The organism is Virgibacillus ihumii (genome assembly GCF_902726655.1).
GTDB lineage: Bacteria > Bacillota > Bacilli > Bacillales > Amphibacillaceae > Lentibacillus > Lentibacillus ihumii.
In genome coordinates this window covers 1,778,389-1,801,010 of the sequence record NZ_CACVAN010000001.1, presented here as the reverse complement: position 1 = coordinate 1,801,010, position 22,622 = coordinate 1,778,389, and the positions used below count along the sequence as shown (strand labels likewise).

Below are 22,622 nucleotides of genomic sequence, written 5' to 3'. Positions count from 1 at the left end.
GCAAGGTTCGCACGTTTCAGGCGAAGTTCGCTTGTTATAACGCAATCCAACCAAATGAAAAGAAACGGTTAAAAGAATGTATCGGGAGGAAAACCATGGACAAAAATCTAATTAAAGAGCTTGCCGATTATACACATAATGCGGAAAAGGAAAAAAGAGAAATCACGAAGATAACAGCAGAATTATACCCGGAATTGACGATTGAGGAAGGGTATTTGGTGCAGGAAGAAGTCATTAATCAAAAGCTGGAAGCGGGCCATAAAATTATTGGTCCCAAAATGGGGATTACCAGTGAAGCCAAGATGAAACAGATGAACGTGGATAACCCGATTTATGGCTATGTATTTGATAATATGGTTGTTAATGAAGGAGATTCCATCTCAATCGATGATTACATCCATCCGAAAGTGGAGCCGGAGATTGGATTTATTTTATCACGGGATCTGGAAGGACCTAATGTGACTCCACTTGATGTACTAAGATCCACGGAATATGTTTTCCCGGCGATTGAAATTATCGACAGCCGTTATGAAAACTTTAATTTCACCTTGCCGGATGTCGTTGCAGATAACACTTCTGCAGCTGGAGCGGTTTTTGGAACAAATCTGAAACGGCCGGATGCGTTGGATTTGGATGTAGTCGGCGTGACCCTTTCTATTAATGGTGAGATTCGGAATTTGGGTGCAGGTGCAGCTGTGCTTGGGCATCCGGCGAATTCCGTTGCGAGACTGGCAAACATGTTAAGTGAAAAGGGAGAAAAAGTAAAAGCCGGCCAGCCGATTTTAACAGGTGGCATCACCACGGCGGTACGGTTATCGTCGGGAGATTACGTAAGTGCTAAATATGGCGGACTTGGAGATATTTCTTTCTTTGTAAAATAGATCGGAAGGAGCGATTAACATGCCATTGATTAATATTCAGGTTTTGGAGGGCAGACCACAGGAAAAGATTGACGCCCTTATGGCAAATGTAGCAGACACCGTAAGTGAAACATTGGATGCACCAAAGCAAAATGTGCGTGTGATAGTCAGCGAAGTGCCAAAAACGCACTGGTCTGTTGGCGGGAAAAGTGCTAAGGATTTAGGCAAGTAAGGAGTAGTGCCGGGAATTCTTTTGTAAGAATTTCCTGGCACATTTTTACATTATTTATCTAGCACTTTTCACCCAGTAAATTTTTCTTAAAAAAGTTTCGAAATGTTGCGTATAGAGGAACTCTGCGTTTTATTTACTGAATTATAACTATAAAATATAAGTTAAGAAGTGATTTACAAGTGTTTTACTCACATTATATTTTTTACAGACAGTGAAAGCGTTGTCAAATAAAAATTCAAGGGGAGGAATTTTACATGCTTGAAGAATTAAAAAGGTTTGATGTTGCCCAACTGGCCCATGTGGAGATGTTTACACCGGATCCGGATGGAACACTGTGGTTTTTTAAAGAAATTCTGGGGATGACTGAAGTGGAGCGGGAAGGACAGTCTGTTTACCTTCGTTCGTATGAGGATTTCTATCATCATTCATTGAAAGTAACAGAAAGAAATGAGCCGGGACTGGGTCATGTAAGCTGGCGGGCAAGCTCGAAAAATGCGTTAGAACGACGCGTGAAAGACCTTGAAAAATCCGGTGCCGGAAAAGGCTGGATTGATGGCGATCTTGGACATGGCGCAGCATACCAGTTTGTTACCCCGGACAATCACAATATGGAAATATTGTGGGATGTGGATTATTATCAGGCGCCTGATAGTGAGATCACATTGCTGAAAAATCGCCCGCAAAAGCGTCCGATCAAAGGAGTGCCGGTGCGTCGTATCGACCATATTAACCTGATGTCCAGCAATGTAACCGCAAACAAGAATTTTATGATGGATGATCTTGGATTCAAACTAAGAGAGCACGTCGTCAAAAATGATGGATCGGAAATCGGATCATGGTTAAGTGTCAGTCCACTGGTACACGAGATTGCTTTCATGGGAGATCAGTCGACATCTGAGCAAGGATTGGGACGATTGCATCATGTTGCATTCTGGTATGGCTTCCCGCAGCATTTACATGATCTGTCAGAAATTTTAACGGAAAATAACATTCCAATCGAAGCAGGTCCGTTAAAACATGGGGTATCTCAGGCAATGTGCATGTATGTTTTCGAACCAGGCGGCAATCGTATCGAGTTATTTGGTGATTCCGGTTATCTCATCTTCGACCCGGATTGGAAGCCGGTAAGATGGGAAGAGGATGAAGTGGAACAAGCAATCATCCACTATGGTGCGCCACTGCCGGACACGTACTTTAAACGTGGCACACCATTTGTGAAATCGCCAGCAGTTAAATAAAGCTATTAATGAAAGACTCTTTCTCGCATGTGGAAGGAGTTTTTCGTTTGGCAGTTAAGAAAGTATAAAATTCTTTCTTACTGCATAAGTGCAACTATGGCTGTCACCCAAAGGCTTGGTGACAACCAAGTTTTCTAAAAATTCAATAGTGATAGGTCGACCCGAATTAGGTCAAATAAAGTTCTTCGATAAATGTGCGTATATTCTTGACATTCCTGAAAGCGTTCCCTATACTAAAAATAAGTTAACTGTTAACTTTTCAGAATATTTAAGAGGGGATTAGCCATGAGGGTAGTGAAAAAGAATATATTCAATCAGGTACTTGATCATTTGCGAAAAGAGATCATTCTGGGGAGCTATTCCAAAGGGGATTATCTGGTTGAGGCGACATTGTCAAAAGAGCTTAATGTCAGTCGCGGCCCGGTGAGGGAAGCGATTACCAAGCTGGAATCGGAAAATCTGGTTGAAAAACACTCCAATGGCCGTACGGTTGTAAAAGGTTTTGATGTAAAGGAAATTAAGGATTTGTACAACAGCCGTATTCTTTTGGAAAACCATGCGTTAACGCAAATATCCGAGGAAGCGCTTGAAAAAAACAAGGATTTGCTTTTCCTGTATATTGATCAAATGTGGGAAGCCCATGAAAACGGAGAAAGGGATATTGAAATTGATCTTGCGTTCCATGGTCTGCTTGTAAAAATGACAACAAACAATACATTGATTCAGCTCTGGTCCTCATTACAGGAATTGTTCCGGACTCTGATTGATATTACCAGTGAAGCCAGTGTTTCCAATCAAAAACAGATTATTGCCCACCATTCCAGTATTGTGAAAATGTTAATGGATAGGGAAGTTGGTACGGCTCAGGAATTATTGAAGGGTCATTTGGAAGAAGCCTGTGAATATTGCTGTGAAGGAAAAAATCGAAATAAAAGGAGAAATGAACATGTCTCAGAAGAAAGTTAAATGTGCCATTATCGGTTCAGGAAACATTGGAACAGACCTAATGTATAAGCTGCTGCGTAGTGACAAACTCGAGGTTTCAGCATTAATCGGTATCGATCCGGAGTCAAAAGGATTGCAGCGCGCACGTGAAAACGGAGTAGAAGCAATTGATCACGGGATTGATGGATTGAAAGAAAATCCGGAACTTGCCGACATCATCTATGAAGCTACTTCGGCAAAAGCTCATGCGCACAATGCCCCGATTTTAAAAGAAATGGGTAAAAAAGCAATCGATTTGACCCCTGCTGCAGTGGGACCTTTTCTCGTACCTGCTGTCAACTTGAAGGAGGATGAAATTCCACACCTGGACAATGTAAACATGGTTACGTGTGGCGGCCAGGCAACAATCCCTATGGTAAAGGCGATTTCTGATGTGGTTGAGGTCGATTATGCCGAGATTGTAGCATCTATTTCCAGTAAAAGTGCCGGACCGGGTACACGGCAGAATATTGATGAATTTACCGAAACGACAGCTGATGCATTACGGGAAGTGGGCGGAGCGAAAGAATCAAAAGCGATTATTACGCTTAATCCGGCAGACCCTCCAATTTTGATGCGAAATACAATTCACGTGAAAACAGCTGGCAATGCTGAAGAACACAAAGAAGAAATTTTCAAATCATTGGAATCCATGCTTGAAACGGTACAAGGATATGTAAAAGGTTATCGCTATAAAGCAGATCCGGTTGTGAAAGGAAACGTTGTAACAGTATCCGTGGAAGTGGAAGGGAACGGTGACTTCCTGCCAAAATATGCAGGAAACCTGGATATCATCACGTCCGCTGCTACCAAAACCGGAGAAGTTATCGCAGAAAGTCTGTTGAAGGGAGAGACAGTTCAATGAGTAAAGGCAAAGTAACCATAAATGATGTAACGTTACGTGATGGGATGCATGCGATCCGCCATCAGTATTCCATGGATCAAATCGCTGAAATTACCAGATTAATAGATGAATCAGGTGCAGATATTATTGAAGCAACACATGGTGATGGCCTGGGCGGAAGTTCCATTCAATTTGGTTTTTCCAAAGAGACGGAAAAAGACATTATTACAACTGCAGTAAACAATGCAAAAAATGCTAAAGTTAGCGTACTGTTGTTACCTGGAGTTGGTACAATTGAACACCTGAAAGATGCGCATGAATGGGGGGCACAGGTTGTCCGTGTTGCAACACATTGTACGGAAGCAGACGTATCTGAGCAGCACATCAAAACTGCCAATGAATTGGGAATGGAAACGGTTGGATTCCTGATGATGTCACATCGTACTTCCCCTGAAAATCTATTGGAAGAAGCGAAAAAGATGGAGTCGTATGGAGCAAAAACGATTTACGTGGTAGACTCAGCGGGGGCTCTTACAATGGACGATACACGCCGCAGAATCTCCCTGTTTAAAGAAAATCTGGGTACAGAAATTGGTTTCCATGGACATAATAACCTATCCCTGGGTGTGGCCAACTCGATTGCAGCGTATGAAGAGGGTGCAAATCGTATTGACTCAAGCTTAGCCGGAATGGGTGCAGGCGCCGGAAATACCGCGACAGAGCAATTGGTTGCTGTATTGAACAAATTGGAAATCCAGCATGGTGTTGATTTGTATAAATCAATGGATGCCGCAGAAAACGTCATCAAGCCAATTATGGAACGCCCTGTTCAAATTGATAATTTAAGCTTAACAATGGGGTATACAGGAGTCTATTCCAGTTTCTTGCTGTTCGCCGAAAGAGCCGGCAAAGAGTATGGAGTGGATCCACGTGATATCTTAACGAAAGTTGCTGAAATGGGAGCAGTTGGCGGCCAGGAAGATTGGATTATCGGGGTTGCGCAGGATTTGGCGAAAGAGAAGAAGGTTTATGTTTAAAGTTTATTTAGATCAAGGCACAATAATTGGTGTCTTGGTCTTTTTTTTTGCAGGTTGCTCTGCTTAATAAAGGGAGTATAGTTCTGCGTCGCTCCATTGATAATCACTTAGCATGTTCTGCTTTAGCTGGATATGTTAATGAATTAAAAACCGATGAAAAACTAACAGATATGTTTGCTAAAACAGTTTCTGCTGCTTTAAACGGCAACATGTTGGCTGGAATTAAAAGGGATAGGGAAGGTAACTGAAATAATTTTTGTATTTTCATCTGCATTATTTATACATTTTGATACTTCACCTGCACATTCCACAGTTGAATGGCCTCCATATAAAGAGTCTATTGCAATGATAATATTCAAAAAATCACCCCTGTTCATTTACCCTGATTAAATGGCTGTAATCAATAGCGATTACAGCCATTCAATTTATGCCTTGTTGTAGACGCTCGAAAGACTGTTGATGATTGCGTTTGTAATGTCTTTGGTATCAGCTGTGCCTCCAATATCCCGTGTTAGGATACCTTGATTTGTAGTTTCTTTAATTGCATCATTAACTTGTTTTGCCTCGTCCTTCAATCCAAAATGTTCGAGCATAAGCGCAGCGCTGCCTATAGTACCTATTGGATTTGCGATACCTTTTCCCGCAATATCCGGGGCTGATCCATGAACCGATTCAAACATACTTGGAGTATGCCCCTCAGGGTTGATGTTTGCACTTGCCGCAATTCCCAGACTTCCAGATAAGGCGCTGCCCAAATCTGATAAAATATCTGCAAAAAGATTAGATGCAACTACTACTTCCAATTCTTCTGGATGCAGCACAAATTGTGCAGCCATTGCGTCTACCAGCCATTGATCTGTTTCTACATCCGGATATTCTTTGCTAACCCGGTCGAATACTTCATCCCAGAGCACCATTCCATATTGTTGAGCGTTACTTTTTGTTACACTCGTAACTTTCTTTCTCTTACGTGTACGCGCCATGTCAAATGCATAGCGTATAATTCGTTCACAGCCATGTTCAGTAAACAAGGAAGATTGAACAGCTACTTCTTTGCCGTCACCACGGCTGGAGAAGTTCCGACCTCCAATACCAGAGTATTCACCTTCTGAATTTTCTCTGATTAAAACCCAATTCAATGAATCTATATCCGGGTGATTTAATCTTTTTGGCACTCCAGGTAGAAACTCCACAGGACGAATGTTTGCCCACTGGTCTAACCCCTGGCAAATAGCTATTCGTAACCCCCATAAACTGATGTGATCAGGCACACCAGGGTAACCAACTGCCCCAAAGTAAATCGCATCATAGTCTTTAAGTTTCTCAACCCCATCTTCATCCATCATTTTTCCATATTTTAAATAATATTCACATCCCCAAGGAAAATAATCATATTCAAAAGCAAATTTTTCTTCGGATTGTTTTGCTAAATGTTCCAGTACCCGAATTCCTTCGTTTACCACCTCAATACCTATACCATCTCCTGGGATTACCGCTATGCGATATATCTTCTTTTCCAAAGAATGTTTCCCCCTTAATTATTTTTTAAAGAGCTTTTAACCTTTTGCATATTTCACTAGTTACTTCTTTAGTGGTCGCCTTTCCACCAATATCACTGGTTTTGATGTTGTCACCAGTGACATCTTCAATCACATCCAATAATTGTTGTCCCAATTCTCTTTGTCCAAAATGATCCAACATCATTTTGGCAGTCCATATTTGACCGATGGGATTGGCAATTCCTTTGCCGTAAATATCAGGAGCTGAACCATGGACAGGTTCAAACATAGATGGATATTCGCCAGTCAAATTAATGTTGGCAGCTGGCGCAATACCTATACTACCCATTATGGCTCCACCAATGTCGGTTAAAATATCACCGAATAAATTACTGGCTACAATTACATCTGATTTTTCTGGTTGTGTGACCAGAAAAGCAGATAGTGCATCTATATGAGTGGAGGAAGTTTTTATGTCGGGATAATTTTCTTTAATGTCATTAAAGATAGAATCCCAGAATGGCATTGAATGAAAGATACCGTTCGATTTTGTTGCGCTGGTTACGTGTCCGTGTCTGTTCTTAGCCAGTTCGAAGGCATAGCGTATAGCTTGTTCACTCTTTTTTCGGGTGAAAACAGCGTTTTGTACGGCTATTTCATCTTCATTTTTATGAATACGACCGCCTATTTCACTATATTCACCTTCACTGTTCTCTCTAACAACAACTAAATTAAAATCGTTCGGGTTGGATAGGGGAGATCTTAATCCCTTGAAATATTTTGCTGGTCGAAGATTAATTGATTGCTCAAATGAACGGCGTATTTTTAGTAATAGCCCCCATAATGAAATATGATCAGGAACCAGTTTAGGGTTTCCAATTGCTCCAAGAAAAATGCCGTCAAACCCTTTTAATGTTTCTATTCCATCATCAGGTAACATTTTTCCATGTGTAATATAGTAATCACAATTCCAGGGGAATTCTGTGAATTCAAAAGATAGGTTGCCATGTACTTCACCAATTGTATGTAGAACATCAAGTGCTGCCGGTACTACTTCTTTACCAATTCCATCCCCTGGAATCACAGCTATTTTGTATTTTGGCATATACAAACTCCTCTGTTGTTTTTAATCGAAGTAAAAACCGCTGCGTTAACAACGGCTTTTACCTCTGGTTAGTTGTGTTTTATTTTCCTGCATTTTTGGCTGCTTTTATAACATCCTTACCTATTTCGTCAGCAAATTTGTCATATACAGGTTGCAATGCTTCCTTTAAAGTTTCCCGTTCTTCGGTAGTCAGCTCATGAATTTCCATTTTCCCTCGCTCTTTAATTGTCTTCAAAGCCTCTGAATTAAGTTCTTCTGCTAAGGTGCGGGCTTGCTTTGTTCCATGGTCGATACCGGCTTTTACGACTTCTTTTGTTGCTTCATTCATACTGTTCCAGAACTTTTTATTCGTTAATAATGCATAGTCAACTCTGGCTGCTCCCCAGTTAGTGGTTATATACTTTTGTACATCACCCAGTTTTTTAGTTGAAATATTACTGTAAGTGTTGACTTGACCGTCTACAGTTCCTTGTTCAAGCGCAGTGTACAATTGACCGAATGGAAGTTGTAGCGGACCAGCTCCAACAGTTTTGAAAATTTCTGCCAGTACTTGTCCACCCTGCACACGAATTTTCAGACCTTCAAGATCTTCAGGACCTGTAATTGGACGTACAGTATTTGTGATATGTTTCGGACCATTTGGCCACATTCTTAATCCAATTATACCCTCGCTTTCAAGGCTCTGGAGGATTTTTTGTCCAGTTTCTCCATCCCAAAAAGCGTAGGCTTCTTCGTTAGAGTCAAATATAAATGGAAGGGCTGGGATATTAAAAGCCGGATTCATACCAACCATTTTGGACATGTCAGGAATAATGAATTGAACGTTATTTGCTCTAAGGTTTTTGACTTCTGTTTTATCATCGAATAACTGTCCATTTGGATACACCTGTACAGTGATTTTACCATTGGAATTTTCTTCTATATATTCGGCCATTGCCAAAGATGCTTGGTGTTTTGGAGTATTTTCCGCAACCACGTGCGAAATTTTGATTGTCATTTCCTGAATTTCATTGCTATTGCCATTTTCAGATGATGAAGCTGTTTCAGAATTACCACATGCTGAGATAATAATAGCTACCATTAATAATAGAAAGGTTAGAAATCCCTTTTTAAACTTATGCATCTTACTTCCCCCTTTAAAAAAAGTTATTGAGTGAGTATTTTACAGATTGATAAGCGAAATAACGAAATAAAAATAGTAACCGCTTTCAAAATTCAAAGATAGATTTAAATATGTGGAAGTTAAGTTGATTATTTTTTATCACACTCCTTTAAGGCTTTAAATTAACTCTACAATAATTGGTTAAAACGGAAACTATCAAATTATTATTTGAAGATTTCTAAAAATGCACCTCCCATATTATTTTCTAATATGTTATAATTTTTAAAACAATCTTCATAGTTTTTGTAGGTAAAAAAATAATTTTGTAACTAAAGTAAGTCGAAAAAACCCATATAAATGGATTTTTTATTATTGAACATTTTGGATACAATATCCAAAATGTTAGGTGGAGAGGATAGTACATGAGGTTAAAACACAAGGGGTTAAGTTTGCAAGTAATTATTATTTTGTTTGTATGTACAGTGGTTATTCTTGCTTTTTCGGTAACGGGTTTTCTAATCAGCAGAGAACTTACCGGGCAAACGAAAAATGAATTAGCCGAAAAGACGAGGAATATTGCACGTATGGTCAGTCACTCACCGTTAGTAATTAAAGGATTACAGGATAAGCAAAAAGAGGATGATATTCAGGAATTTGCACTGGAAACTCGTCAATTGACCAATGTTCGTTATATTGTTGTTTTCGATATGAATGGGATTCGAAAATCACATCCTGACGAATGGAAAATTGGCAATCATTTTGTAGGAGGGGATGAACAAAGAGCATTAAATGGAAAAAGCTATAGTTCAATTGCCAAAGGGACACTGGGTATGTCAATGCGTTGGTTTGAGCCGGTTTTTACAACTGATGGGAATCAGGTCGGTGTGGTAGCGGTTGGGATAATGCTGGATAAAGTGAATGAGGTTGTACAAAACAGTAACAAAATAATATACACCGGAGTTGGATTAGGGATAGTGCTGGGGGTACTTGGAGGGGTTCTTTTAGCTGGAAGGATCAAGAAAATTTTATTTGGCCTGGAACCCCCTGAAATTGCAAACCTGTGGCAAGAACGGAATGCGATGCTTGAATCCGTTCGCGAAGGTATAGTAGCCATTAATCAGGAGGGTTATATTGTGATAGCAAACGCTGAAGCTGTTCGGATTTTTGAAAGAGCAGGTATTGACGGTAATCCGATTGGCCATAAGGTTGATGAATATATGGAGTTTTCCCGCTTAATTGATGTTTTAGAATATGGAAAAGAAGCTTATGATCAGGAAAGAGATTTAAATGGGATGACTATTGTTGTAAATCGACTTCCAGTTAGAGTGGATGGGCAGATTGTCGGCGCAATTGCAACTTTCCGTGATAAAACAGAATTAAAACAGCTTGCTGAACAACTTTCAGGGGTGAAAAAATATGCTGATGCACTCCGTGTAAAGTCTCATGAATTTATGAATAAATTACATGTAATTTTAGGGATGGTCAATATTGGTGAATATAAAAAACTGCAAGCTTACATTCATGAGATCACGGATAAATATCAAATGGAAGTTGGTTCCATATCAAGTCTCGTTAAAGATCCCATCTTGGCAGGCTTTCTATTAAGTAAAATGAGCTATGCTCGAGAACAGGGGGTGAAGCTAAACATATGTGGCGATTCCGTGTTACCTCTACCAAGTGATTCTGAAATCATGGATAAAATTATTACAATCATCGGAAATCTAATTGATAATGCAATGGAAGCAGTACAGGATCACAATCAAAAAGAGATTGAAGTGAGAATCGGATATGATAACAAGAAGTTTTCATTTTCTGTTCAGGATAACAAAGGCGGAATTCCTGCAGAAGTACAAGTGAATATGTTTTCGAAAGGATTTTCCACTAAGGGTGAAAATCGTGGTTTCGGACTATTTTTAGTTAGAAAAAATATAGAAAAATTAGGTGGAAATATTAACCTTTTTAGTAATGAAGAGTACACGATGTTTACAGTAGAAATTCCATATCAGGAAAAGGAGGAATCGGCGTGATTAAAGTATTAATCGTTGAAGATGATCCGATGGTTGCGGAAATTAATAAAAATTATTTGGGTTTTGTTAAGGGGTTCTCCTGTGAAGGAATTGTTCAGGATACGAAAGAAGCAGAGTCGTTTCTTGAAAAAAATCAAGTGGATTTAATCCTGTTGGATTTATTTATGCCAGAAAAAAACGGAATAGAGCTTTTAATGGAAATAAGGAAAGAAGATAAAAGCATAGATGTCATTGTCATATCGGCTGCAAGCGATATCCAAAGTGTTAAATCTGCACTAAGACTTGGGTCAGTGGACTATTTAATAAAGCCATTTGAATTTGATCGATTTAATGATGCTTTAAAAAAATATAAAAATGAGCACGAAATAATAATTCGACACGATAAGTTTGATCAGGAAGAACTTGATGAACAGCTGCTGCATCAAAATAAATTCACGATAGACTCATCCACACAACTCCCAAAAGGACTAACAAAAGAAACACTTTGCAGTGTAGTTGAAGGAATTTTTACTGAGGTGAAAACGAAAGAAAAATTTTCTACGGAAACACTTGCTGCACTGGTGGGTATATCTCGTGTTTCCATGCGCAAATATTTGAAGTTTCTGGCTGATATTGAAATGGTATCGGTGGAACTGGATTATAAGAAGACCGGTCGCCCTACTTATACGTACAACATAAAAAAAGAAAATAAAAATCGTATTAAACCTTATTTAAATTCTGAGGTAACATTTTGATTATTTTAATTACAAAAGATTTTTTTTACCTATTTAAACTACAAAGAATCTTCAAAAAGTTATAGTATAGCCTAAACAAGTTGATGAGGGTGCGATTAATAGTTTTTCTATATTTGAAAGCGTTTGCTGAACTTAACTGTGCAAGGATGGTGCAGTAGGCAAAATAATCACAGCCTTTCTTAACTAAAATTATTAATCAAGGGGGATTATTATGAAAAAACTTTTAAAATGGTTTGACGTCATTGAGGAAGGAGCAACCCTGATTTTGTTTTTGGGAGCAGTTTTAGCAATGTTATACGGTGTTTTTATGCGCTATGTGATGAATTCACCAGTATTCGGTCTGCTTGAGGTTGTACGATTTTTGTTACCGTGGGCAATTTTTATCGGGTTTGGAAGAGCTCTTAAGAGTGATCATCATATAGCTGTTGATGTTGTATATGACCTGTTTCCTTTTAATGTAAAAAGGGTGCTGGCAGTAATAGCTAATCTTATGGGAGTTGGATTTGCAATTTTTATGACAAAAACAGGCATACAAACCATGATGACTGAATATGAAACTGGCTATACGACTATTGCACTTGGTATACCTTTGTGGATTCAGTATATTATATTACCTATTTCTATGGTGTTATTTGGTATTTACTTTGCTATTAAAACGTATAAAGCAATTATAGGGGATAAAGAAGAAGTAGACGGACCTGATTATGAAGAACACGAAAATTACATTATTGAAGAAGATGAGAAGAAAGGGGGAATTTCAGTATGAGTCCGGTACTCGTTTTGTTTATAGTTTTTATTGCACTTTGCCTTATTCGAGTTCCTGTTGCAGTTAGTTTAGCGCTATCCAGTATTGTTGCATTAAATATGATTGACTTTACCATGTATACAGTTATTCAAAAAATGTTTAGTCAGTTAACACATGTTTCGTTAATGGCAATTCCGGGGTTTGTATTTACTGGAATTATTATGTCAAAAGGTGGAATTTCAAAGCACTTAATTGAAGCCTTGAAGTCATGGGTCGGACATTTACGCGGTGGACTTGCTGTGGTAACTATTCTTGCATGTATGATTTTTGCAGCGATATCCGGGTCAAGTCCTGCTACCGCAGCAGCAATTGGGAGTATTATGATTCCAGGTCTCGTCAATGCAGGTTACAATAAACGTTATGCAATGGGTCTGGTTGCGGCTGCTGGTACCCTCGGTATCTTAATTCCCCCTTCCATTCCGCTGATCCTTTATGGAGTTGTTGCTGAAGAGTCTATAAGTGAGTTATTTATGGCGGGGATTGTGCCCGGTATCTTGTTAGGTGGTACTTTGATAGCGTCAGCTGTTATATATGCAAAAATTAATAATTACGGATCACTACCTAAACAATCATGGTCTGATCGCTGGAAAAAGGGTATGAAAGCCATTTGGGGGTTTATACTTCCAATTGTTATTTTAGGTGGGATATATAGTGGGGTCGTTACACCTACTGAAGCTTCTTTCCTCGCCGTTCTATATGCCTTTATAGTTTCTGCTTTCGTCTATCGTGAACTTACTTTTAAAAAGTTTCGGGAAATAGTAAATGAATCTGTCAATATTACTGCGATGATTTACCTTATTATCGCTGCGGCTGTAGTTTTCGGGATGTTTTTGACGATTGCACAGGTACCACAAGACTTAGCTACATGGATGAATGCCAATGTTGCTAACAAATGGATTTTCCTAATTGGTATCAACTTACTAATCTTTATTATGGGTATGTTTTTAGAATCCGCGGCAATTATTCTTATTACAGTTCCAATCTTCTTGCCAATGCTGGTGTTGTTTGGAATTAGCCCTATTCACTTTGCGATTATATTGACTATTAACCTTGAACTGGCAATGATTACACCACCTGTTGGATTGAATTTATTTGTAGTCAGTGGGATTTCACGGGAAAAAGTCGGCGAAGTGGTAAGAGGTGTTGTCCCATTCTTCTTTTTAATGGTTGCTGTTCTAGCTTTTATTGTGGTATTTCCAGAACTGTCATTATTTTTTCTGGACTGATTTATATTTGAAGCAAGTTTAATAAGATAACTAAAGGGAGTAATGATTTATGAGTGTTTGTCGATCGTACTTGTTCGTACCTGCAAAGGAATTATCAATAATAAATAAGGCTATTAACTCCGAGGCAGATAGTGTGATTATCGATTTAGAGGATGCTGTTGCCTATTCAGAAAAAAATAATGCAAGAGAATTAGTTAAGGAATCCTTGCAGAAATTGAATAATCAAAAACCGGTTTATGTAAGAATCAATGATATTGGCACACCATTTTGGGAAGAAGACTTGGCTTATTCCGTTCAATACGGTGCACATGGTGTTATTGTTCCCAAAAGTGAGAACCCGGAAGATATTTCTTATATCTGCAAGAGGATAAGGGAAATGACACAAAACAAAAATGGAACTGTTTTAAGGGAAACTAATGATAGTAATTCTTTTGAAGTGATTCCTCTGCTTGAAACAGCTAAGGGTATACAATTCGCGTACGAAATTGCTAAATCTGATTCTCTCGTTTCGAAGCTGGCTTTTGGGTCGATTGATTATTCTCTGGATATTGGATGTCAATTATCCTCGAGTGGTGATGAACTATTATATGCACGTTCCAGGATAGTAGTAGGTTCCCGGGCTGCCGATAGGGAGGGGCCTATTGACGCAGTATTTCCGTCATTAAATAATCCGGGAGGTTTGGAATATGAAGCAACTCAGGCCAAAAAGTTAGGTTTTAAGGGCAAGCTGACAATTCATCCAAAACAGGTTGATATTGTAAATAACCTATTTATGCCGGGGGATGAAGAACTGAGGGAAGCCCGAGAAATTGTTGAGCAATTTGAAAAGGCAGAACAAGAAGGTTTAGCGTCAATTTCCGTTAATGGCAATCTAGTTGATTACCCGGTTTATAAAAAGGCAAAAGAAGTTTTAAATTTTGTCATTGCCTAGCGCTCTGACAAAGCAGATATTAGGTTCAATTGTATAAAGGAATTTCTAAAAGGAGATAAAGTTTATGAAAAATAGAATTGAACACGATACCTTAGGGGAAATAAGTGTACCTGCTGATAAACTTTGGGGAGCACAAACGCAGCGAAGTAGTGAAAATTTTAAAATCGGCACGGAGAAAATGCCGGATAGTATTATAAGAGGATTTGCTATTTTAAAGAAAAGTGCTGCACTTGCTAACCAGGATATGGGTCATTTAAGTGAAGAAAAAGCCCAAGCGATTGCACAGGCTGCTGATGAAATTATTGAAGGGATATTGAATGAACATTTTCCATTACTGGTTTGGCAAACAGGGAGCGGTACACAATCGCATATGAATATAAATGAGGTTCTTGCTAATAAAGGTAATCAGATCTTGGAGGAAAAAGGTAGAGAGATACGAATTCATCCCAACGATGATGTAAATTTGTCGCAAAGCTCAAATTGTAATATGCCTACAGCAATTCACATTGCCGCAGTAACAGCAATAGAAGATGAAGTGTTACCTGCTCTGGTCAAATTAAAAAATACTTTCTATGAAAAGTCTCAGGAGTTTAATCATGTTATCAAAGTCGGTCGAACGCACTTGCAAGACGCAGTCCCTTTAACGATGGGACAGGAAATTAGTGGCTGGCATCGTATGTTGGAAAAAACCGAGATGATGATTCGTGAAAGTTACCAAAAAATGCAAGAGTTGGCCTTTGCGGGGACTGCTGTGGGGACAGGGCTCAATACTTATGCAGGATTTGCTGAGAATGCAGTTGAAAAAATCAGTTCTTTTACAGGTAAAACTTTTATCCCTGCCCGAAATAAATTCCATGCACTAACAAGTTATGACGGAATCGTTTATACCCATGGTGCTTTAAAAGCCTTGTCTGCTGATTTAATGAAAATTGCTAATGATGTTCGCTGGCTTGCAAGTGGTCCCAGAAGTGGAATTGGCGAGATCATCATTCCATCCAATGAACCAGGTAGTTCCATGATGCCAGGGAAAGTTAACCCAACTCAGTGTGAAGCTTTAACGATGGTGACAACACAGGTTATGGGGAACGATTTAACAATTGGTCTAGCTGCTAGTCAAGGTAACTTTCAGGTGAACGTATTTAAACCGGTAATTGCATATAATTTTATACAATCAGCAAGATTATTAGCAGATGGTATGACTTCTTTTAATGATAATTGTGCTGTTGGGATAAAGCCGAATCATGAAGTGATTGAAAAGAATTTGGAAAATTCATTAATGTTAGTGACGGCGCTTAATCCTCACATTGGGTATGAGAATGCAGCCAAGATCGCAAAAAAGGCACACGAAGAAGACTTGACATTAAAAAGATCCGCCTTGGAGATGGGTCTATTAACAGAGGAGGAATTTAACGAAATCGTTAATCCAGCGAAAATGACACAACCAAAAACAAACTGAAAAAGTCACTTATATTTATAAAAATAGAATGAACACCACTAAGATGGACACTACGGTATTTTTAGGCAGTTAAGAAAGTATAAATACTTTCTTACTGCATAAGTGCAACTATGATATTCGCCATAAAGTCTTGGCGAATGCCAAGTTTTCTAATGTATGGAGACGGCTTATATGAATAATATTTCACCGGAAAATAACGAAAAGATAGATGAGGGGAATAATAGAAAAAGCGGAAGACGTGTAATTAATGAGCGACGATTGATAGGTATAACCCTGGCAACGATTTTGTTTATTTCGATATACGCGGGGTTGCCATCTTCCTTCGATGATCCATCAAGAAAAATGATTGCTATCGTAACCATGGGTGTTGTGCTTTGGGTGTTTGAGGCACTTCCTTTAGGATTAACCGCTGCTTTGATTATCTCCTTAATGCTGTTTCTTAAACCAGTTCCGATTGAAGTAATATACAGTGGTTTTTCTTCCCCTGCGGTTTTCTTGATCATTGGGGGGATGATGCTGGCTCGAGCAGTGAATGAAACAAGACTGGCCAAAAGAATTACCTACCATATTTTAGCTAGGTGGGGAGGAAGTTCAAGGGGATTGCTCGCAAGTATTCTGGTTATCCCCCAAGTTCAGTCTTTTTTTATCCCGGCTTCAGCAGTACGAACTGCTTTGTTGTTACCTGTTGCACTAAATGTATTAGACACAATTGGTGCCCGAAGCAATAGTGGTTTACGAAGAATGATTTTGCTGGCTGTTGCCTTTGGATCAACAATAAGTGGTACTGCAGTAATGACAGCGGCAATTGGAAATATTTTAACCGTGGCTATGTTGAAGCAGTTCGTTGGTATTAACATCACATATTTTGAATGGTTTCTTTATGCATTGCCTTTATGGTTAATTTTAATCCCGGGTGCATGGTTTGTGTTATTAAAATGTTTTCCTTTGAAAAGAGAAGAGCAGTTTTTCCCACAGGTTAAACAAGAAATGCAAGAACAGTTAGAAGAATTTGGCCCCTTAAATATACGGGAAAAGAAGTGTTTAGTAATTTTAACGTTGACTGTTTTCCTTTGGATGACAGAACCATTGCATGGATTAGACCCAAGTATTCCCGCCATAATGGGAGTTGTATTAATGACACTTCCTGGAATTGGCTGTGCAAAGTGGGTAAATGTAGTAAAAATTAATTTTGATACGATTTTTTTACTTGGAGCTACACTTTCAATGGGCTATGCCCTCACTGATTCGGGTGCAGCGGACAAAATTGGAGGTGTGCTGGCTACTGATTGGATTTTGTCTTTACTTCAGGATCCAATATCCGCTGTTATTTTTATTTTGTTGGCAACTCAAATTTTTCATTTGTTGATGTCTAATGTGTCAACTGCGGTAGTAACGCTTATTCCTATATATATCGGAATTTCTGCACAAGCAGGAGTAAGCCCAGTATTTATTTGCTTTACGGCTGCGGTGACATGCTTACATGGTTATATTCTTGTTGTTGAAACGATGCCTAATGTCATTGTTTACAGCTCCGGGCAAATATCGCAACGCGAATATTTAAAACCAGGCTTATACATGACGCTGCTTATGATAGTATTAACCACTATTGTTGCGCTTACTTGGTGGAAATGGCTCGGGCTGTTACCATAAAAATTCTTTATAAAGTGGGGAGAACATGGGAAAAGTACTTGAAAACTCTAGTAAACAATTACTTCGACAAAATGGTGTAAAGACCCCTTATAACTGGGTTGTTAGAACGGGAAGTGAAGCTGAGCAAATTGCCGTAGAAAAAGATGTTGTTTTAAAAGCACTGGTTCCGGTGGGTAAAAGGGGAAAAGCAGGAGCTATCAAATTTCCGGCTACACCACTGGAAGCCAACAAGCAAACAGAAGAACTTTTAAACATGACAGTACGACATTTCCCGGTTAATGAGGTTTTGGTTGAGGAAAAAGTTGAAATTCAAGAAGAATGGTATGTGTCGATAGCTTTCGATACGCAGAAACAATTACCGGTAATCATTGCAACAACAGAAGGTGGGATCGAAGTTGAGTCATTGATTAAAAATCACCCTGAAAAGGTTGTTTTATATTATGTCAATCCATTCGGGAAGATTGAACCGTATCAGGCAAAACAAATATGGAGTTCGCTTGGTGTTACTGGAAAGCCGCTTGTTCAGGCGACTTCTGTGCTTTGTAAACTATACGATTCTTTTGTTAAATACGACTGCTATATATTGGAAATTAACCCGCTTGTTTTAACGAAGGAAAATAACGTAGTGGCTGCGGATTCTGTAATGGGAGTCGACGATTCTGCAATGTTTCGTCATCCAGAATTAACTGACATTGTGGAAGAGGGGAGTGAAAGAACATGGCGGCCTTTAACCGAGCTGGAGAAAGAAATGGTAAAAGTAAATAGTGCCGACTACCGGGGCACAGCTCGTTATACCGAAATGGAAGGCGGAGATATAGGGTTTATGTGTGGAGGTGGAGGAGGAAGTCTTGTTAGTTTCGATGCGATCACCCGATTCGGAGGGAGACCAGCAAATTATACAGAGACAGGTGGCAACCCACCAGTGGAAAAAGTCTACAAGTTAACAAAAGGTATTTTGTCAAAAAACGGTGTGAAGGGACTTTTTGTTTCTCAAAATATCACTAATAATACACAGATTGATGTCATGGCAGAGGGAATTGTCAAGGCATTGAATGATATGCAAATAGATGTTCGGACATTTCCTGTTGTTGTAAGGCAGGCAGGAGTAAACGATAAACTTGGGAAAAAAATCTTTGAAGAGGCAGGAATCACTTATTATGGAGAGGATATAACAATAGAGCAGGCCGCAAAAGAAATGGTGTGCAGTATGAAGGAGGTTTAGTAGTGGCAATTCTAATCGGAAAAGAATCGAAAATAGTTGTTCAGGGTATCACTGGCAGGGAAGCAAGGATGATTGTGGATCACTCCGTTAATTATGGTACAAAAATACTTGCTGGTGTCACTCCGGGAAAAAAAGGAGAACGTGTCTCGGAGGTTCCTGTCTACGATACTGTGAAAGAGGCCATTGAACACCATGGAGTTGATACGAGTTTAATAGTTGTTCCGCCTGCATTTACATTAGATGCAGCCCTTGAAGCTATTGATAATGGAATTAAAAAAATTGTAGTTACAACAGAAAATGTACCGCAAATGGATACGGTGAAAATAATAGCTGCCGCTCGGGAACGTGGAGTTTATATCATCGGCCCCAACACTGCTGGAATGGTAAATCCCGGGGAACGAATTAAGCTCGGATCAATTGGTGGTGATCATCCGGAACGGTGCTTTGTTCCCGGGAATGTTGGTGTCATTTCCAGAAGTGGGGGCATGGCTGCTGAAACTTCCTGGATGATCAAAAGAGCGGGTTATGGGGTATCGACAACAATTGGAATTGGTGGTGATGGCCTAATAGGGACAAATATTAAGGAATTGTTGGGTTTGTTTGAACAGGACCCAGATACAAAAGCTGTTGTTACTTTTTCAGAACCAGGTACTTCATTTGAGGAAGAAGCGGCCAAATTTATTAAGAAGGGTGGATTCACAAAACCGCTGATTTCACATGTTGCCGGTCGTTTTACGGAATCCATGCCGGAGGGAACGGTGTTTGGGCACGCGGGGGCAATGATTTCTGGCCATGTTGGACGACCTTCTATAAAAGCAAAAAAGTTAAATGAAGCCGGGGCAATTGTTCTGGAGAACTTCGATGATTTAATAGAAACGCTTCAAAATGTACTTGGAAAAGATAAGTCAAAGGATAATCCAAGCCCTACATCTATATAACTTATCAAAGGGGTTTTTGCTATGAAAATAATAGATATTAAAGAAACAGCTGTACCAATTAAATCCAGTATAAGCAACGCTTACATTAATTTCAGCAACATGAATGTATCAGTTGTTGCAATTGTCACTGATGTTATTCGAAATGGGAAAAGAGTAGTCGGATACGGTTTTAATTCAAATGGACGCTATGCCCCATCGGGTTTATTACGGGAGAGATTTATTCCGAGACTTCTCGAATTTTCGGATTCAAGTAAGATTTTGAATGAAAGTGAATCGAATTTGGATCCTCATCGTATCTGGGAAATATTAATGACAGGTGAAAAACCCGGGGGACACGGCGAACGTTCAGTAGCAGTCGGCACACTCGATATGGCGGTTTGGGATGCTGTTGCTAAAATTGAAGAAATGCCTTTATACCAATTGCTTGCGGATCGTTATGGAGAAGGGAAACCGGATGAGTCGGTTTTCGTTTATGCAGCAGGTGGGTATTATCAGCCCGGTAAGGGAATTGCCGAACTTCAGGATGAAATGCGGGGGTATCTCAATCTCGGCTATTCAGTCGTGAAAATGAAAATTGGCGGTACTTCTTTGGAAGACGACCTTCGTCGGATTGAAGCTGTATTGGAAATTGTCCCTTCCGGACGGTCGCTTGCAGTTGATGTAAATGGACGTTTCAACCTTGAAACAGCAATCAAATATGCGGAAAAACTGGAACCATATGATTTGTTTTGGTATGAGGAAGTTGGTGATCCGCTGGACTATGAACTTCAGGCAGAACTGTCGAAATATTATCAAAAACCTATGGCTACTGGTGAAAACTTATTCTCAGTACAGGATGCTCGCAATTTAATTCGTTATGGAGGGATGAGATCTGATCGAGATTTTCTACAATTCGATTGTGCGTTAAGTTATGGTCTTGTGGAATATATGCGAATTTTGGATATGTTGAAAGAGTACGGATGGTCATCAAGACGATGCATTCCCCACGGCGGTCATCAAATGTCACTTAACATTGCTGCCGGATTGGGATTGGGTGGAAATGAGTCATATCCCGGAGTCTTTGAGCCATTCGGTGGTTTTGCGGATGATATACCGATTGAAGACGGTTATGTTCGCTTGCCGAATGCTCCAGGAATTGGTTTTGAGACAAAAAAGGAATTGCGCAAGTTACTACATTCAATAGCTGTATAAAAAACTGTGATCATTAAATAAAAAATTAATATTGGAGGAGAGCTATTATGAGTAATAGTAGGTTTGAGGAAGGTTTAGAGATTCGTCGTGATGTTCTTGGGGCAAATTATGTTGATAAATCCATTGAAAATGCCAATGAATTCAATCGGCCTATGCAGGAATTGGTAACTGAATATTGCTGGGGTGAAGTTTGGTCTAGAGAAGGGCTTCCAAAAAAAACCAGGAGTATGATTAACCTTGCTATGTTAACGGCATTAAACCGACCGCATGAGATTAAACTTCACCTAAGGGGAGCTTTAAATAATGGAGTAACCAAAGAAGAAATTCAGGAAGTTTTACTTCAATCTGCTATATATTGCGGGGTCCCAGCTGCTATTGATAGTTTTAAGCTTGCAAAAGAAGTTTTTGAAGAGGAAGAATAAATTTGGACACTTTATAACATTTGCCCCAGAAGAGACTTAGAAAGAAGAGATTGGGGCATAAGTATTTTTCTAAAAACTCCGTCGCTAGCGTAAAGAGACTCAACAGTCGCCAAGGATGAAGTATTTGTTTGATCCCAGCATCTTGGGCAATTTTAAACGACGGTTAATTGGAAGGATGTCAACTATGAAAATAGGTTTGATTGGCTTAGGGAATATGGGGGGACGCATTGCAAAGCATTTAATGAAACAAGGGAATGAACTCCATTTATATGATGTAAATACAGAGTTATTGGAACATTTTGAGTCAATTGGTGCAAAAATAGCAAATTCACCAAAAGCATTAGCATCTGAAAATAAGTATGTGATAACAGTGCTGCCAAATGCTGAAATTGTGAAACAAGTTGTCAGTGGAGAAGAAGGGCTTATTACTGGGTTTAAACCCGGCAGCATATTAATAGATATGACAAGTTCTATTCCAGAAGTGACTAAAAATATCAGTAAAGAACTGGAGGAACAGTCTGTAAGGATGCTGGATGCACCGGTAAGTGGGGGAGTCAAAAGAGCTGAAAAAGGCACCTTAACTATTATGGTCGGGGGAAATGAAGAAGCTTTTTCTGAGGCGTTTCCTATATTTGATATGATTGGATCTAACACTATGCATGTGGGTGATAGTGGGGCTGGTCATACTATTAAGGCTTTAAATAATATGATTTCTGCAACTACATTGTCTGTTACATTGGAAGCTCTTGCAGCAGGCATTAAATTAGGTCTCGATCCTTACAAAATGCTCAAGGTTATCAATAGCAGTACAGGTAAAAGTAATTCCAGTGAAAATAAAGTCGCGCAACAGGTATTATCGGGCAAGTATGAAGGTGGATTTACTTTAGATCTCATGTATAAGGATTTGACAACAGCCATGGAAATCACGGATCATGCAAAAGTACCTGCTGCTGTTTCCAATTCTGTATACCAGTTGTGGGAATATGCTTCATCACAAGAACATGGAAATAAAGTTGATCATACTGTTATTGCAAAGATTATCGAAAAAATTGCCGATGTGAAATTTTGATTCTGATATCGATTTTCTTTTGCGAAAATATAGCACTTTTCTATAAAATT

At 39.2% G+C, this 22,622-nt stretch carries 22 protein-coding genes; 19 read left to right on the top strand and 3 right to left on the bottom strand.

From position 1 onward, the window contains the following. Window positions 1-95 precede the first annotated feature (95 nt). From HUX68_RS08890 to HUX68_RS08860, 7 genes are all read left to right on the top strand, one after another. Window positions 96-881, top strand: a complete 786-nt coding sequence (locus HUX68_RS08890; protein ID WP_174614491.1) for a 2-keto-4-pentenoate hydratase — start codon at window positions 96-98, stop codon at window positions 879-881. A 19-nt stretch (window positions 882-900) separates the two neighbouring features. Further along, window positions 901-1,092 (top strand): 4-oxalocrotonate tautomerase, encoded by a 192-nt coding sequence (locus HUX68_RS08885; RefSeq protein WP_174614490.1) that lies wholly within the window; start codon window positions 901-903, stop codon window positions 1,090-1,092. Window positions 1,093-1,346: 254 nt separating this feature from the next. Continuing rightward, the gene (locus tag HUX68_RS08880) at window positions 1,347-2,330 is read left to right on the top strand and encodes a catechol 2,3-dioxygenase (RefSeq protein ID WP_174614489.1); all 984 of its coding nucleotides are present in this window, start codon (window positions 1,347-1,349) and stop codon (window positions 2,328-2,330) included. A gap of 285 nt (window positions 2,331-2,615) precedes the next feature. Further along, the gene (locus HUX68_RS08875) at window positions 2,616-3,296 is read left to right on the top strand and encodes a GntR family transcriptional regulator (protein WP_174614488.1); all 681 of its coding nucleotides are present in this window, start codon (window positions 2,616-2,618) and stop codon (window positions 3,294-3,296) included. Then, window positions 3,277-4,179 carry an acetaldehyde dehydrogenase (acetylating) gene (locus HUX68_RS08870; protein ID WP_174614487.1) on the top strand — a complete coding sequence of 301 codons (903 nt, stop codon included), beginning with the start codon at window positions 3,277-3,279 and terminating at the stop codon, window positions 4,177-4,179. Before HUX68_RS08875 ends, HUX68_RS08870 begins: the two co-directional genes overlap by 20 nt. After that, complete coding sequence (gene dmpG / locus HUX68_RS08865) at window positions 4,176-5,195, top strand: 4-hydroxy-2-oxovalerate aldolase (RefSeq protein WP_174614486.1); 1,020 nt, start codon at window positions 4,176-4,178, stop codon at window positions 5,193-5,195. The genes HUX68_RS08870 and dmpG overlap by 4 nt, the downstream gene beginning before the upstream one ends. A 29-nt stretch (window positions 5,196-5,224) precedes the next feature. Beyond that, complete coding sequence (locus tag HUX68_RS08860; protein ID WP_174614485.1) at window positions 5,225-5,443, top strand: hypothetical protein; 219 nt, start codon at window positions 5,225-5,227, stop codon at window positions 5,441-5,443. A gap of 177 nt (window positions 5,444-5,620) precedes the next feature. On the opposite strand, the gene HUX68_RS08855 is transcribed toward HUX68_RS08860, so the two are convergent. The 3 genes from HUX68_RS08855 to HUX68_RS08845 all read right to left on the bottom strand — a co-directional run bounded on the left by HUX68_RS08855 (window position 5,621) and on the right by HUX68_RS08845 (window position 8,922). Then, window positions 5,621-6,715 carry a tartrate dehydrogenase gene (locus tag HUX68_RS08855; RefSeq protein WP_174614484.1) on the bottom strand — a complete coding sequence of 365 codons (1,095 nt, stop codon included), beginning with the start codon at window positions 6,713-6,715 and terminating at the stop codon, window positions 5,621-5,623. A gap of 25 nt (window positions 6,716-6,740) precedes the next feature. Continuing rightward, window positions 6,741-7,799, bottom strand: coding sequence for a tartrate dehydrogenase (locus tag HUX68_RS08850; protein ID WP_174614483.1), 1,059 nt, complete (start codon window positions 7,797-7,799; stop codon window positions 6,741-6,743). A 79-nt stretch (window positions 7,800-7,878) separates the two neighbouring features. After that, a complete protein-coding gene (locus HUX68_RS08845; protein WP_174614482.1) occupies window positions 7,879-8,922 on the bottom strand; it encodes a DctP family TRAP transporter solute-binding subunit in 1,044 nt (347 codons plus the stop codon). Window positions 8,923-9,323: 401 nt separating this feature from the next. Between HUX68_RS08845 and dcuS the strand changes: the two genes are divergently transcribed. From dcuS to HUX68_RS08785, 12 genes are all read left to right on the top strand, one after another. Continuing rightward, the gene (gene dcuS / locus HUX68_RS08840; RefSeq protein ID WP_174614481.1) at window positions 9,324-10,928 is read left to right on the top strand and encodes a DcuS/MalK family sensor histidine kinase; all 1,605 of its coding nucleotides are present in this window, start codon (window positions 9,324-9,326) and stop codon (window positions 10,926-10,928) included. Then, window positions 10,925-11,662 carry a response regulator gene (locus tag HUX68_RS08835; protein WP_174614480.1) on the top strand — a complete coding sequence of 246 codons (738 nt, stop codon included), beginning with the start codon at window positions 10,925-10,927 and terminating at the stop codon, window positions 11,660-11,662. Before dcuS ends, HUX68_RS08835 begins: the two co-directional genes overlap by 4 nt. 211 nt (window positions 11,663-11,873) lie before the next feature. Further along, a complete protein-coding gene (locus tag HUX68_RS08830) occupies window positions 11,874-12,428 on the top strand; it encodes a TRAP transporter small permease (RefSeq protein WP_174614479.1) in 555 nt (184 codons plus the stop codon). Continuing rightward, window positions 12,425-13,693 (top strand): TRAP transporter large permease, encoded by a 1,269-nt coding sequence (locus HUX68_RS08825; protein WP_174614478.1) that lies wholly within the window; start codon window positions 12,425-12,427, stop codon window positions 13,691-13,693. Before HUX68_RS08830 ends, HUX68_RS08825 begins: the two co-directional genes overlap by 4 nt. A 49-nt stretch (window positions 13,694-13,742) precedes the next feature. Next, entirely contained in the window at window positions 13,743-14,624 is an 882-nt protein-coding gene (locus HUX68_RS08820; RefSeq protein ID WP_174614477.1) for an HpcH/HpaI aldolase/citrate lyase family protein, read from the top strand. A 64-nt stretch (window positions 14,625-14,688) separates the two neighbouring features. Next, the gene (gene fumC / locus HUX68_RS08815) at window positions 14,689-16,080 is read left to right on the top strand and encodes a class II fumarate hydratase (protein ID WP_174614476.1); all 1,392 of its coding nucleotides are present in this window, start codon (window positions 14,689-14,691) and stop codon (window positions 16,078-16,080) included. A 171-nt stretch (window positions 16,081-16,251) separates the two neighbouring features. Beyond that, window positions 16,252-17,730 (top strand): SLC13 family permease, encoded by a 1,479-nt coding sequence (locus HUX68_RS08810; RefSeq protein ID WP_174614475.1) that lies wholly within the window; start codon window positions 16,252-16,254, stop codon window positions 17,728-17,730. 25 nt (window positions 17,731-17,755) lie between these two features. After that, on the top strand, window positions 17,756-18,952 hold the full coding sequence (locus HUX68_RS08805) for an ATP-grasp domain-containing protein (protein ID WP_174614474.1): 1,197 nt from the start codon (window positions 17,756-17,758) through the stop codon (window positions 18,950-18,952). Between the two features lie 2 nt (window positions 18,953-18,954). Next, window positions 18,955-19,890: a succinate--CoA ligase subunit alpha gene (locus HUX68_RS08800; protein WP_174614473.1), complete on the top strand. Its 936-nt coding sequence runs from the start codon at window positions 18,955-18,957 to the stop codon at window positions 19,888-19,890. A gap of 21 nt (window positions 19,891-19,911) precedes the next feature. Next, window positions 19,912-21,081 carry a mandelate racemase/muconate lactonizing enzyme family protein gene (locus HUX68_RS08795; protein WP_174614472.1) on the top strand — a complete coding sequence of 390 codons (1,170 nt, stop codon included), beginning with the start codon at window positions 19,912-19,914 and terminating at the stop codon, window positions 21,079-21,081. Between the two features lie 47 nt (window positions 21,082-21,128). Then, window positions 21,129-21,503 (top strand): 4-carboxymuconolactone decarboxylase, encoded by a 375-nt coding sequence (gene pcaC, locus HUX68_RS08790; protein ID WP_174614471.1) that lies wholly within the window; start codon window positions 21,129-21,131, stop codon window positions 21,501-21,503. A 115-nt stretch (window positions 21,504-21,618) separates the two neighbouring features. Further along, complete coding sequence (locus HUX68_RS08785) at window positions 21,619-22,572, top strand: NAD(P)-dependent oxidoreductase (protein ID WP_281355714.1); 954 nt, start codon at window positions 21,619-21,621, stop codon at window positions 22,570-22,572. Window positions 22,573-22,622: the final 50 nt, after the last annotated feature.

Bases quoted from the DNA above. Each gene is read 5' to 3' on its own strand.
- HUX68_RS08845 (WP_174614482.1), bottom strand. From the start codon at position 8,922: ATGCATAAGTTTAAAAAGGGATTTCTAACCTTTCTATTATTAATGGTA.
- HUX68_RS08825 (WP_174614478.1), top strand. From the start codon at position 12,425: ATGAGTCCGGTACTCGTTTTGTTTATAGTTTTTATTGCACTTTGCCTT.
- HUX68_RS08810 (WP_174614475.1), top strand. From the start codon at position 16,252: ATGAATAATATTTCACCGGAAAATAACGAAAAGATAGATGAGGGGAAT.
- pcaC (WP_174614471.1), top strand. From the start codon at position 21,129: ATGAGTAATAGTAGGTTTGAGGAAGGTTTAGAGATTCGTCGTGATGTT.
- HUX68_RS08875 (WP_174614488.1), top strand. From the start codon at position 2,616: ATGAGGGTAGTGAAAAAGAATATATTCAATCAGGTACTTGATCATTTG.
- HUX68_RS08795 (WP_174614472.1), top strand. From the start codon at position 19,912: ATGAAAATAATAGATATTAAAGAAACAGCTGTACCAATTAAATCCAGT.
- HUX68_RS08785 (WP_281355714.1), top strand. From the start codon at position 21,619: ATGAAGTATTTGTTTGATCCCAGCATCTTGGGCAATTTTAAACGACGG.
- dcuS (WP_174614481.1), top strand. From the start codon at position 9,324: ATGAGGTTAAAACACAAGGGGTTAAGTTTGCAAGTAATTATTATTTTG.
- fumC (WP_174614476.1), top strand. From the start codon at position 14,689: ATGAAAAATAGAATTGAACACGATACCTTAGGGGAAATAAGTGTACCT.
- HUX68_RS08805 (WP_174614474.1), top strand. From the start codon at position 17,756: ATGGGAAAAGTACTTGAAAACTCTAGTAAACAATTACTTCGACAAAAT.
- dmpG (WP_174614486.1), top strand. From the start codon at position 4,176: ATGAGTAAAGGCAAAGTAACCATAAATGATGTAACGTTACGTGATGGG.
- HUX68_RS08870 (WP_174614487.1), top strand. From the start codon at position 3,277: ATGTCTCAGAAGAAAGTTAAATGTGCCATTATCGGTTCAGGAAACATT.
- HUX68_RS08820 (WP_174614477.1), top strand. From the start codon at position 13,743: ATGAGTGTTTGTCGATCGTACTTGTTCGTACCTGCAAAGGAATTATCA.
- HUX68_RS08885 (WP_174614490.1), top strand. From the start codon at position 901: ATGCCATTGATTAATATTCAGGTTTTGGAGGGCAGACCACAGGAAAAG.
- HUX68_RS08880 (WP_174614489.1), top strand. From the start codon at position 1,347: ATGCTTGAAGAATTAAAAAGGTTTGATGTTGCCCAACTGGCCCATGTG.
- HUX68_RS08890 (WP_174614491.1), top strand. From the start codon at position 96: ATGGACAAAAATCTAATTAAAGAGCTTGCCGATTATACACATAATGCG.
- HUX68_RS08850 (WP_174614483.1), bottom strand. From the start codon at position 7,799: ATGCCAAAATACAAAATAGCTGTGATTCCAGGGGATGGAATTGGTAAA.
- HUX68_RS08830 (WP_174614479.1), top strand. From the start codon at position 11,874: ATGAAAAAACTTTTAAAATGGTTTGACGTCATTGAGGAAGGAGCAACC.